We start from the raw sequence: 12,958 nt of genomic DNA, 5'->3' as shown, positions 1-12,958 counted from the left end.
AAAGGATAGAAAATGCTTAAAAAGAAAAAGATTAAAAAGTATATTAAAAAAGAGATGGATAGTAGACTCAAAAAAGAGTTAAAACAAGAGATAAAAAAGCATATCAAAGATTATAAGAAAAAAGAGAAGGCTGAGAAGAAGAGTAAAAAGAAATAGCTTTTATTCTATAGCTATTTCTCTCGTTTAGATTCGAGTCTATTGATAGTTTGGATAGTTTTTAATACAGAGTCTGGATTGAGACTCATCGAATCTATTCCCATAGTCACAAGTGCTTCTGCCATCTCCGGGTAATCTGAGGGTCCCTGACCACAGATGCCGCTGTGGCGATGGTTTCGTTTTGCACCCTGCACAGCCATCTCTATCATCTTCATGACTCCCGGGTCACGTTCATCATAATCAAATGCAACTATTTCAGAGTCACGGTCGACTCCCAGGGTAAGTTGTGTCAAATCATTGGAACCGATACTGATACCATCGAAAAGTTCACAAAATGCATCTATGAGTATGACATTATTTGGTATCTCACACATAACATAGATCTTTAAATTATTTTCACCACGTTTAAGACCATATTTTCCCATCGTATCAAGCACTTTTTGCCCCTCTTCTACCCTACGGCAAAATGGTATCATCAAAATGACATTATCAAAGCCCATCTCATCTCTAACACGTTTCATCGCGTCACACTCTAATGCAAAGCCCTCTTCATAGCTGGGATGCGAATAACGTGCTGCCCCACGAAAACCTATCATAGGGTTGGCTTCATGCGCTTCAAAGAACTTTCCTCCCAGAAGCGTGGCATATTCGTTGGTTTTAAAGTCACTCATTCTCACTACACAGGGTTTTGGATAGACTGCTGCTGCAATACTGGCTACGCCTTCAGAGAGTATTTTTATAAAGAATGTTTCTGGGGTATTATAGCTAGCAGTAAGTTGATCTATCTTCTGCTGTGTAGCCTCATCGAGTTTTTCCGGGTGTATAAGTGCCATAGGATGTGCTTTAATGGAACTGTTGATGATAAACTCCATCCGTGCCAGACCTATACCATCCACGGGAAGAGAAGTAAGAGAAAAAGCAAGTTCAGGATTACCAAGGTTCATCATGATCTGTGTTTTTGTAGCGGGTATGGCACTAAGATCTGTTTTACTGATCTCAAAATCAAGATCTCCTTCATACACAAAACCTGTCTCACCTTCTGCACAGCTCACTGTAACTTCCTGTCCATCTACCAATACTTCTGAAGCATTCTTGGCACCTACAATAGCAGGTATACCAAGTTCCCTGGATACGATAGCGGCATGACAGGTTCTGCTTCCACTGTTTGTTACGATGGCAGAGGCTATCTTCATGACAGGTTCCCAGTCAGGACTTGTAGTTTCTGCCAGAAGGACATCGCCTTCTTCAAATTCATCAAGTCTGCTTGCATCCGTGATCTTACGTACTTTTCCAGAACCAATTTTTGTTCCTACCGCTTGACCTTCTACTAGAACCTTACTACGTTCATTTAGGCTATACATTTCCAAATATGTTTCTTTTTTTCGTGACTCAACTGTTTCCGGACGTGCCTGTACGATGTAAAGTTGACCATCTAAACCATCTTTTGCCCACTCCATATCCATAGGTTTATCATAACCGGCTTGTTTGGAGTAGTGCTCTTCGATCTTAATGGCATATTCTGCCAAAAGTATCACATCCTCATCAGAGATAGAAAACTTTTTTTGATCCTCTTTAGGTGTAGATATGTTTTTAGTATACTCCATAGCAATATTGTCTTCATTGATCTCTTCAGCAAAGACCATTTTAAGGGCTTTGTCTCCAAGTCTTCGTTTAAGTACAGTATGATAGCCTTTCTTGAAAGTAGGTTTATGCACATAAAAGCTGTCTGGTGCGATGCTACCTTGGACGATATTCTCACCCAAACCATATGCTGCGTTGATAAAGACCACATCCTTAAATCCTGTTTCCGGGTCAATGGAGAACATCACCCCACTCTCCCCGATGTCAGATCTAACCATCTTCATGACTACCACACTTAGATAGACTTTCAGGTAGTCAAATCCATGGTCATATTTGTAGTGGATGGAACGGTCAGTAAAGTTGGAAGCCAAACAGCGTTTATAAGCATCTAAAAGTGCGTCTAACCCACTTATATTAAGATAGCTGTCATTTTGCCCTGCAAATGAGGCTTCCGGCGAGTCTTCAGCAGTGGCAGAGCTTCTAACAGCAAGAGTTATATCCTCACCGTACTCAACTTTGAGTGTCTCATAAGCACTTTTTATCTGTGTTATCAAGTCATCAGGTAGTGTACAGTCATGAATGATCTCTCTACAACGCTTTCCTCGCTCCTGTAACTGAGCTACATCATTTGGATCAAAACTGTCGAGCTGGGCATGTAACTTCTCCCATGCACCATTTGTATCGAGTATCATTTTATAGGCATCTGCAGTGATAGCAAAACCATTGGGTATACGTATCCCCGCTGCAGTGAGGTTTTGGTACATCTCTCCAAGTGAAGCATTTTTACCACCTACAAGATCAACATCTTCGATACTGAGTTCACTAAACCATTTGATATAATCTGACATTTGAAATCCTTTTGAAAAACTTTTCATTTTCAGCATTCCATTCTACTCCTAAAAAGTTAATGACAAGATATATTATTTTAATGTATGTTTATCTAGATTACACAAGTATTACATAAAACACATTTATAATAGAAAAGTAGTGGGCTAAATAGAAATGGGTGTGCAAGTTGTCAATAGTTGTTTCTATAAACTCAAAGTAAAAGAGGTTGTTGTAATGAAGAAAATAGTGATTGTAGGTGGTAGTGGTTTCATAGGGACATATATGCAATCTTTTTTCAAGGCGAAGGGCTTTACTGTACTTCCGTTAGGCAAAGAGGACACCCAGAAAAGTACGGGAGAGATCGCCAAGGTACTTGAAGGAACAGATCTTGTCATCAATCTTGCCGGTGCACAGATCATCCATAGATGGAGTGCTTCCTATAAAAAAGTTCTATACAACAGCAGAATCATCACTACGCAGAAGCTTGTAGCTGCCATGGTACAGATGCAAAAAAAGCCGGAACTCTTTATCTCCACATCTGCTATCGGTATCTATGCCACAGACGGTCCTATGAGTGAGTCAAACTATACCTACTCCGATAATTTTTTAGCCAAGATCTGTAAAGATTGGGAAGCTGAAGCACGACAGGCAGACGACTTTACCAGAGTAATAATTTTTCGTTTTGGCGTAGTGCTTGGCAAAGGTGGTGGAGCACTCTCTAAAATGCTGCCCGCTTTCAGACTGGGTATCGCAGGAACGATAGGGGATGGTAGTGAACCATTTAGCTGGGTACATATAGATGATCTGCTTAGTGCCTATCTCTTTGTTTTTGTTAATGACAAGTGCAAAGGCACTTTCAATCTCTGTGCACCAAACCCTGTGACAAACAGAGAGCTTACTAAAACACTGGGTAAAGTGTTGCATAGACCAACGGTCATACCGTTGCCAAAATTTCTCCTAAGGTTTCTATTTTCGGAAGGTGCAACTGTACTTACCGAAGGTCAGTGTGTCGTTCCTGAGCGCCTATTGGGAAATGACTTCACATTTAAATACCCAACCATTGAAGAGGCACTTCGGGAGATTTTGGATTAGCTCACAAGTTTCTTTGTCCCTCTTTTGCAATGTGTCTCATAGAAGCATTCCAGGTCTCACCTTCATCATACGTAGATACCACCAGCATACAATGCATAACGTACCAGAGGCATATAGTTTTCCCAGCATATCAATCACCTACTTTACAGAGATCCGTGTCATAGACTGTAACCGTACTTGCATCTCCATATCCCCAGGTGGAACAGTCAGGATATCTAGGTATAAAAAACAGTAAGAGTAGCTTCCATGATGAGATTACACGCTTTATCATTGGTCGCATCCAAATCCATAAAAACCGGGGATGCTTATATCGTAGTATATGTAGTTTTGGGTCTTCTTTTTAGCAATAAATAATCCCGATATAAGCATCGGAAAATCTTTCAGATTATAAAAAATTAAGATATTATGTTATATGAAAAAAATAATATTTATATTCATACATACATTTATATTCGCTGCAGTCCCTGATCAGGGTTTGAAAAACTACCAGGAAAGGTATAGTTTATGTCAAGGTAAAACAAACTATCAAATATCTCAATGTTTATTAAACGGTAATCTAAATTACTCCAGATTCAGAGGAGATAGATATTCATATAAAACGATCTCTAAAAAAAAGATACAAAAAGCAGCACGTGATGCTGATATATATGATTATACAATGAACCTTATTACACAGACCAAAAGATATACCGGTTTAAAAGAATATATTGATTACCTCTATTCTATAAGAGAAGTATACACAGCACCGCAATTCAAAGGCGATGACGCAGAAGATATCATAAGAATCAAAAAAGTATTTAATTTACTACAGTCAGCAGGGTTGGAAGAAAATTCAGACTATACTCCAGACTTTGAAGCTGAACTGTTGGAATATCAGAGAAGGCATGGCTTGGCAGTAGATGGAGATATAGGTCTAAATACAAAAAGAGAATTAAAAAGATCAATATCTAGCATCATTACAAAAGTAAAAAAGAATTTAGCATTAGAAAGAATCTCAAGCCCAAAAGGTTCAAATTATATTTTAGTGAATATCCCTGAATTTAAAATGCATTATTATGACAATGATGAACCTGTTTTAAATATGAAGATCGTTGTGGGTAAAGCCAAAATGAGAACTCCTGTATTTAATAAAAAAATGCAATATATAGTGAAAAACCCAAGATGGAATGTACCACCATCGATCTATAGAAAAGAGTATGCAGGTAAGTCAGAAAGTTATTTAAGAAAAAGAGGCTTTGCCTATAACAGTGAAGGAAAATTGTATCAAAAAGAAGGTACAAGAAATGCTTTGGGAGTAGTGAAGTTTTTATTTCCAAATAAATTTAATGTCTATATGCATGATACACCATCCAAATCACTGTTCAATAGAAGAGTAAGAGCATTTTCACATGGTTGTATGAGATTGGAGAAACCTATAGAGCTATTAAATGAGTTGGGATACACTTATAATACAAAAAGAAACAAATGGATCACTTTAAAAAACAAAATACCTGTCTATGTAGAATATCATACTGTTTGGATAGATGATGACGGTATAGTCCAATTTAGAAATGACATCTATGGATATGAAAAGAAATTATTTAGCAAAGCTACATACCACCCTACTTCTACTACACTTTCAAAGAAGAAGGTTGTGAAAAAGCAGAAGGCACTTGGGCTTTTTTAAATATAATATCATCATGCTCTATTGAGAGGAGTCACAATGGCAACAGTACAATCATTTTCTCACAGTTAATCTGAGTGAAAACGAGACAATATCATCCATACAAGTTCACTAAAAAAGTCACTTCTTAGTTCAACTATTTATTATCTCATACCTCTTCTCATCAACTTGATAACATCCTTTTCCAACTTAACAAATAAATATCAGCACAGTTAATAGTGAAAAGCGTAATGGTCTGTTCATTGTGTTGTAAATAAGTAAAATTTTCATGATAAGTTCCTCTCTTCATTTTCTATCTCTTCATCTTCTTCTGCCTCTCTGATGATAGGTGCAGCTCTTTTTCTTACAGTCAATTCAAACGCATCAGGACGTGCATAATGACCTGCAACATCTAGATTCCACTTGGATGCCCGAAGCATATGCAAGTCAATCTCTGCAAGGAGTATGCCCTCTTTTGCACTTAAAGGTCCTGCCAGAACTTTACCATCTGGATCAGTGATGAGACTGTTTCCTTTGTTTATCCATTCACCTACGGAAGTATAGTATGGCTCCAGCTCGGGAAGTTTTTTAAGTACCTCCTTTTTTTTGAGTACCATACAGCATCCAGAAACAAAACATCGTCCCTCTTTGGCAATATGTCTCATCGATGCATTCCAGGTCTGCCCTTCATCATACGTTGGTGCCAGATACAACTCTATACCTTCAGCATACAGGGCATAACGCACCAAAGGCATATAGTTTTCCCAGCATATTAATCCACCAACTTTACAAATGTCCGTATCATACACGGTAACCGTACTTGCATCTCCATATCCCCAGATCATACGTTCTGCTACAGTAGGGATAAGTTTTTGATGATGCCCAAAGAGATTTCCCTCAGGGTCTATAAAAAGAAGTGTGTTATTGATACTCCCGCCACTGGCTTGAGTATTTTTTTCATTCACACCTATGACGACATAAATGCCAGCTTCTTTTGCAGACTCACATAGACGGTCTGTTTCTCTGCTTCCAACAGTGACTGATTGTTCCAGTAACTTTGCATACAAGTCTTGATTGAGTGTCATATCACCAGGGGGGACATGCCATATCCAGTCAGGATAACCAGGTATAAATGCTTCAGGAAAAACAGCAATGCTGGCACCTTTTTTCGCAGACTTCTTTATGAGATCACATGCTTTTTCAATACTTGCATCCAAGTCCATAAAAACCGGGGATGCCTGTATCGTAGCAATGGTAAATGTATCTTTTTGCATGATATTCCTCCATTTGATTATTTAGGAATCTCTTGTATGAGTATAGTGAGCGTTTGTGTAGGATATATGTAGTTTTGGTGCAACATTTATCTACAATTCCTGGGCAAAAGTAATAGGTCGTAAGAGACCCTGATTTTCATATAAGAATATAGGGTGGTAATACTTAGGTAATACAGACTAGGTAGCATATTCATAAGTAAAGAGTAAAGAGAGGAAGAAATGAAAAATACAAAAGAATTAATTGCAGAACAATATGTTGACCAAAGCCGTGATTACGAAACACTTCTAACTCAAAACTATATCACTAATGAATATGGGGAAAAAGGCCTTAAGTTTATTCTTAGAGAGATACATAATCGTTATGACAACTTGATTAAAAGTTACAGAAGAGATGTAGTTGATAATAAACAAGATAAGGTATTTACGAATGGATTTGATGCATGGAGTTTATTGAAAGTTTGCATTGATATGGAGCATGAGCATAAACTAAAAAGAATCTAAAAAAAGAAGTAAACTTTATTAGTCAATAACAACCAAGGACAAAGGGAAAGTGTTCTCATGGAGAGATAAATGTATTAGTAGCATACATAACCTTGGTTGCTAGACCGAAACTATATCTAATCTAATGTTAACTGAATGTTAATTTTTGATCATAACTAACTATTTTCAGAAAAATATATATCAAACTATTCCTTTATCATCTTTTTTTAGATCTAAAAAATTCTTAATTGATCAAGATAATGATAATTCTTTAAAAAATTGAAAACCTTAAAAATTATATATTTTATAATATTAATTCTTCACATGAACTTCTAAAAATAATGTATCATAACATTTAAGTCTATCAATGTTATTCTTATAAATACTATTTACCATTCAATCCAAAAGAAAGCAAATTATGCCTTATCGCCTCATTTTCCTCATATTCATTGCCCTGCTTCTTTCAAGTTGTGATAACAAAACAAAAGCTAAACCCGTTAAAACAATACTGATGAATCAGAAAAAAGTCGACTACCTAAAAGAGGTCAAGCCTATTCTTGACAAACGCTGTGTTTCCTGCCACTCCTGTTATAACTCTCCCTGCCAATCAAAGTTTAGCTCTTTTGAAGGTGTTGACCGAGGTGGAAGCAAAGATCTGGTCTATGATGCGACACGGCTTCTTGCAACTGATGCTACGCGTCTTTTTATAGATGCACAAAATACGCAAGAGTGGAGAAAGAAAGATTTCTATAGTCTAACGGATGATCTAGATCCAAGTACGTATCAAAATGACTCCATTATGATGCAACTTCTCAGTGATAAACGGGACAATCCACAGATCATCGGAGAGTATGACCCTGAACACGATACTCTCATCTGCCCCAAAGACCAAGATGAGATGGATAAATATCTTAGAAAAAAACCAAATCATGGCATGCCTTATGGTTTCCCTGCACTCAAACGAAAAGAGTTTGAAACCATTAATCAATGGCTGCTTCAGGGAGCTAAAGGTCCTACTGTACAACAGCAAAACAAGATCACTTCTCCAAGCAAACAGACGAGCATAGAGATCGGGAAATGGGAAACGTTTTTCAATGCACCGGATGCCAAACATGCCATGACAGCCCGTTATCTTTATGAACACTATTTTCTCGCCCATATCAACTTCAAGAGTTCCCCTAAAGAATTCTACGAGCTTGTTCGTTCTACGACACCTTCCCCTCAGCCTATTGAGGTCATCCCTACCCTACGTCCTTTTGATGACCCCGGAACAGAGAAGTTTTACTACCGGTTTAGACGTATCCACTCTACCATCGTTCATAAAACACATATGGTCGTTGAGTTTGATGATACTGAATTAGCACGAACCAAGAAACTTTTCATTACACCAAAATGGCATCAAAAGCCTCATCGTGTAGGATATGAGAGTAAACTCTCTGCCAATCCTTTTGTTGCTTTCGCACAAATTCCCGTACAGTCACGCTATCAGTTCCTACTAAACCACAATCACTATATTGTTATGACATTTATACGAGGTCCGGTTTGCAGAGGACAGATGGCACTCAATGTCATCCATGATCATTTCTGGGTCATGTTCCAGGATCCTCAGTATGATCTCTCAGTGAAAAAACCCAACTTTTTACAAGAACAATCAGACAATCTTAGAATGCCTATCGAGTCTAGTATGCTCAGTGTATGGCAAACTTTCAGTGATGCTTACCGTAATAAGTATAGAGACTATTTCAAAGCCAAACAAGAACTCTATGATAAGACCTATCCTCAAGGTCTAGGACTCGAAGGGATATGGAAAGGAAACAAAGCAGAAGATGCCCCACTGTTGACGATCTATCGACACTTTGACTCTGCTTCTGTTCATCGTGGTGTCATTGGAGAACTGCCTCGTACGATGTGGGTCATTGATTATCCTCAGCTTGAGCGTATATACTACTCTCTTGTCGCAGGTTACGATGTCTATGGGAATATCTCTCACCAAACCAATGTCCGCCGATATATGGATTTCTTACGTATGGAAGGTGAAGCAAATTTCCTCTCTTATCTTCCCAAAAAATATCGCTTGCCACTCTTTAAATCATGGTATATTGGAGACAAAAAAATAGAAGAGAAAACAGACCATCTTCTGGATCGTGGAACCAAGATAAGCTACCGTACCCCCTATCCAAAAGGTGAGTTCATAGAAAAAGTAGTCAAAAAACATATCCTTAAATCCACAGGGATCGCGTTTGATTCTACCAATTATTATAAAGAGGGAGAGCATCCACCACGTATGCCAAAAACCTTCCGTACCTACAAAGATTTCGAACAAGGTGCTCGTTCTTTGACGGCTGCGGGCATGGGGTTTGTCAAATATATCACTGACTACGGTGCCAATCTTTTTCACCTGCGTATCATCCTTCCCAAAGGAGAGAATCGCGTAAGTACACTGGTAATTAATCGCTGGCACGACAATGTTAATTCACTCTTTGGAGAGGAGAGCAGACTCAATAGCAGTAAAGACACGATCGATATCATTAAAGGGTCTGTCGGTTCTTATCCTAACCTTTTTGCTATTGTTCACTATAAAGATCTGCCGGATTTCTTTCATCTGATCGCCAATTTTGACGGCAGTGAGCCCTATCTTGAAAAAATAGAGAAGTACTTTATCTCTCGAGCAGATCCAAAGTTCTGGGAGACCTTTGACTGGTTTCAAGCACATTTTGAGCATGCAGACCCACTGGGTGCAGGTCTTTATGATCTCAACCGCTATTATCGTAAAAGTTGGTAAAGATTATACACCCTACTTTTCTACTTTAACAGGAATCATGATGTGTGCATACGGAGTATCTTTCCACATCACATAAGGTCCACCGTTGAACGGATCATCTGATAGGCCCTTAAGCATCTCTTTTGGGACTATGATCATCAAGTGTGGTCCCTCTTGAACCCATACATCACCATTATTTTTATCTGTTGCATAAGGACTTGAGTTACTTACCATAGCATCTCCTTGCATCATGTATGATATACCGATACGATCTACTTTATAATCTGATTTTGTTTTGATTGCTTTCATCATCTTCATCCATACATCATCATTGCACATAGGCTTTCCATCACCAGATAAAACACCAGGTAGACAAGTCCACCCATTTGTACCCTCTTTTAAAACCTTACCATCCATATCCAATACTGTAGCTTGTTTACTAATGGCAGGATGTGCTGCACTTTGAGCACGAGTAATTTTATCTGCAGTGGAGTCATCACCATAACTATTCATCGAAATCAACAGCATCGCTACCAAAACATAAAGTGTTTTCATTATCTATCCTTTTATTGAATTTATAAAAGCATTATCTTGAAATGATGTGTAGTATGCGTGGAACTATAGATTAACTCACTAGATAAACATTTTTTATACTTAGTTCATAAAATCATAAAATTCTGTAAGAAATATAAGATATAATCAATACTATTAGAGCTTGAGGAGAGATATGTGCTAAAAGTACTTGGAGCAGCAGGAAGCTATTCACATGAAAGCAAAGCAACATCATTTCTGATCGGAAAAAATATTGTCATTGATGCGGGGAATATTGTACAAGGTCTGGGAGAAGAGTGTTGTAATGTTGAACATATATTTATTTCACATACGCATTTTGACCACATAGTGGATCTTCCGTTTGTGATCGAGAGCTATTTTGAATGTAGACAAAAGCCGTTAAAAGTGTATGCACTGAGTGAGAGTATTCATAAACTTCAGGAACATATTTTCAACTGGAGTATCTGGCCTGATTTTCAAAAGATCACACTGAAGAACAGTGAAGAGGAATCTTTGCAGTTTATACCCGTAGAGTATGGAGAAACTGTTAAGATCGACGATATAGAGGTTACGATCATCGAAGCAAACCATACGGTTCCAACCTGTGGTTACAAAGTTAAAAAAGCTGATCAGGCATTTATTCTCAGTGGTGATACTTACATCAACAGTGCCCTCATTGATCTGATCAACAATGATGAAAGTATCTCTTCTCTGCTTATTGATGTCTCTTTCTCCTCCGATAAAGAAGAACTGGCAGAGAAAAGCAAACATTTGACTCCAAAACTGCTTGAGAAAATGCTGCTGCGTCTTCAACGTAATGATGTAGCGATCTACGCGTATCATCAGAAACCTTTTTTTACACAAAAGATCAATAACGAACTTACTGCCCTGAATCTTCTGAAAAATAGAGGCAAACACTTGGAATCGGGTGATTTGTTGGATCTTTTTACTCCACTGCACAAGCGTCAGGATGTCAGAAATCATGAATCGCAGAATAATGAGAAAAATCATTTGAAAAACCTCTTCAAGATCGCACAAACGATGCAGGCTGAGTTGGATACTTCCATCCTGCTTGAAATGATCGTTGAGCAGGCAAAGACATTTACTCATGCTGATGCTGCAACACTCTATCTGCTCAGTGGTGACAAAAAGGAACTTGTATTCAAGGTTTCACATAATGACACACTAAATACTCACATTGACAGTTTGCATAATGATGTTGAGTGGTCAAACCTCCCGCTTTATTTTGAAGATATACAAGCCAATGTGCAAATGGTAGCCGTACTTGCAGCATTGAACAAAAAGACGATCATTATAGATGATATTTATGATAGAAGTGAATTTGATTTTGCAGGTACAAAGCAGTTTGATAAAAATACAGGGTATCGTTCACGATCAATGCTTGTAGTACCTTTACTTGATCATGAAAATGAAACCATCGGTGTATTACAGTTGATCAACAAAAAAAATATTTATGGAGAGACTGTTTTTTTTGATACTTTCGATAAGGAGAGTACCAGTGCCCTCGCATCTCAGGCTTCCGTTGCAATTGTGAATGCCACACTGATCAAAAGTCTTGAAGAAGCCTTTGAAGTGTTTATACGGACGATTGCCAGAGCGATCGATACAAAATCTCACCATACTGGAGAACATGTACGTAGAGTTGCAAAGATCACCAATATGATCGCCGAAGCAATAGATAAAAGTGATGAAGGACCCTATAAAGATGTGCGCTACAGTGATGAAGATCTTAAGCAGATCTATCTTGCCGCACTTTTACATGATGTAGGTAAGATTGCAACACCGGGACATATAATGGAGAAGAAGAACAAGCTCGAAACAATTATTGACAGAATAGAGCTTATCGATGAGCGTATAGAGATATTGAAACGTGATATAAAGATCAAGTATCTTGAACATGAACTAAAAACATTGAAAGATCAAAAAAGCGTGCCCTCAGATCTACGTGAACGCGAAGCAAAAGAACTGATGGTTCTCGATGATATCCGCAGCTTTCTGCGTCAGTGCAATATCGGCAGTGAATTTCTTGAAGATGACAAGATCTTATATCTTCAGATGCTTGCTAAAAAAATCTATCAGATTGATGGAGAAGATGTTCAATTTTTACGGGGTAGTGAGCTTGAAAACCTTTCTATCCGCAAAGGCACGCTTACCGATGAAGAGCGTAATATTATTCGCAATCATGCAAATGCAACAATTGAAATACTCAGTGCCATACCATTTCCAAAAGCATTGAACCGGGTTCTGAACATTGCCTGTAATCATCATGAAAAACTTGATGGGACAGGTTATCCAAGACAGCTTAAAGGAGATGAACTGACACTTGAGGACAGGATACTGATCCTTGCTGATATGTTCGAAGCACTCTCTGCGTCCAACCGCAGCTATAAAACACCCAACAGCATGTCTGAGATCGCTGCTATTATGCAAGATCTTATTGACAGAGGGCATATGGACAAACAGCTTGTACAGTTCTTTTTTGAGACGGGTATCTATAGAGAATATGCTTGTAGTGAACTTAATGCTAAGCAACAGGATATTGCTGAATTGAATTTTGACTAAGCATTTATG

At 38.1% G+C, this 12,958-nt stretch carries 10 protein-coding genes; 6 read left to right on the top strand and 4 right to left on the bottom strand.

All coding sequences use genetic code 11. From position 1 onward, the window contains the following. The first annotated feature begins 12 nt into the window (after positions 1 to 12). On the top strand, positions 13 to 156 hold the full coding sequence (locus ACLHDG_RS07275) for a hypothetical protein (protein ID WP_415405524.1): 144 nt from the start codon (positions 13 to 15) through the stop codon (positions 154 to 156). Positions 157 to 170: 14 nt separating this feature from the next. Here ACLHDG_RS07275 and ppsA read toward each other — a convergent pair whose 3' ends face one another. Further along, positions 171 to 2,585 carry a phosphoenolpyruvate synthase gene (gene ppsA / locus ACLHDG_RS07270; RefSeq protein WP_415405523.1) on the bottom strand — a complete coding sequence of 805 codons (2,415 nt, stop codon included), beginning with the start codon at positions 2,583 to 2,585 and terminating at the stop codon, positions 171 to 173. A gap of 214 nt (positions 2,586 to 2,799) precedes the next feature. On the opposite strand from ppsA, the gene ACLHDG_RS07265 reads away from it, so the two are divergent. Beyond that, the gene (locus ACLHDG_RS07265; RefSeq protein WP_415405522.1) at positions 2,800 to 3,657 is read left to right on the top strand and encodes a TIGR01777 family oxidoreductase; all 858 of its coding nucleotides are present in this window, start codon (positions 2,800 to 2,802) and stop codon (positions 3,655 to 3,657) included. A gap of 130 nt (positions 3,658 to 3,787) precedes the next feature. Here the strand turns inward: ACLHDG_RS07265 and ACLHDG_RS07260 are convergent, their stop codons facing one another. Continuing rightward, entirely contained in the window at positions 3,788 to 3,937 is a 150-nt protein-coding gene (locus ACLHDG_RS07260) for a hypothetical protein (protein ID WP_415405521.1), read from the bottom strand. A gap of 132 nt (positions 3,938 to 4,069) precedes the next feature. Here ACLHDG_RS07260 and ACLHDG_RS07255 point away from each other — a divergent pair, with 132 nt between their 5' ends. Continuing rightward, positions 4,070 to 5,323, top strand: coding sequence for a L,D-transpeptidase family protein (locus tag ACLHDG_RS07255; RefSeq protein ID WP_415405520.1), 1,254 nt, complete (start codon positions 4,070 to 4,072; stop codon positions 5,321 to 5,323). 263 nt (positions 5,324 to 5,586) lie between these two features. On the opposite strand, the gene ACLHDG_RS07250 is transcribed toward ACLHDG_RS07255, so the two are convergent. Then, positions 5,587 to 6,573: a carbon-nitrogen hydrolase family protein gene (locus tag ACLHDG_RS07250; RefSeq protein ID WP_415405519.1), complete on the bottom strand. Its 987-nt coding sequence runs from the start codon at positions 6,571 to 6,573 to the stop codon at positions 5,587 to 5,589. A 219-nt stretch (positions 6,574 to 6,792) separates the two neighbouring features. Here ACLHDG_RS07250 and ACLHDG_RS07245 point away from each other — a divergent pair, with 219 nt between their 5' ends. Continuing rightward, positions 6,793 to 7,074, top strand: coding sequence for a hypothetical protein (locus ACLHDG_RS07245; RefSeq protein ID WP_415405518.1), 282 nt, complete (start codon positions 6,793 to 6,795; stop codon positions 7,072 to 7,074). Positions 7,075 to 7,471: 397 nt separating this feature from the next. Further along, a complete protein-coding gene (locus ACLHDG_RS07240; protein ID WP_415405517.1) occupies positions 7,472 to 9,835 on the top strand; it encodes a fatty acid cis/trans isomerase in 2,364 nt (787 codons plus the stop codon). A 12-nt stretch (positions 9,836 to 9,847) separates the two neighbouring features. On the opposite strand, the gene ACLHDG_RS07235 is transcribed toward ACLHDG_RS07240, so the two are convergent. Continuing rightward, positions 9,848 to 10,369: a hypothetical protein gene (locus ACLHDG_RS07235; protein WP_415405516.1), complete on the bottom strand. Its 522-nt coding sequence runs from the start codon at positions 10,367 to 10,369 to the stop codon at positions 9,848 to 9,850. Between the two features lie 174 nt (positions 10,370 to 10,543). On the opposite strand from ACLHDG_RS07235, the gene ACLHDG_RS07230 reads away from it, so the two are divergent. Continuing rightward, the gene (locus ACLHDG_RS07230; protein WP_415405515.1) at positions 10,544 to 12,949 is read left to right on the top strand and encodes an HD domain-containing phosphohydrolase; all 2,406 of its coding nucleotides are present in this window, start codon (positions 10,544 to 10,546) and stop codon (positions 12,947 to 12,949) included. Positions 12,950 to 12,958: the final 9 nt, after the last annotated feature.

Source organism: Sulfurovum iocasae (assembly GCF_047716765.1).
In the GTDB taxonomy this organism is placed as follows: domain Bacteria; phylum Campylobacterota; class Campylobacteria; order Campylobacterales; family Sulfurovaceae; genus Sulfurovum.
Note: the sequence above shows the minus strand (reverse complement) of the source record. Positions and strands in the feature narration are given on the sequence as shown.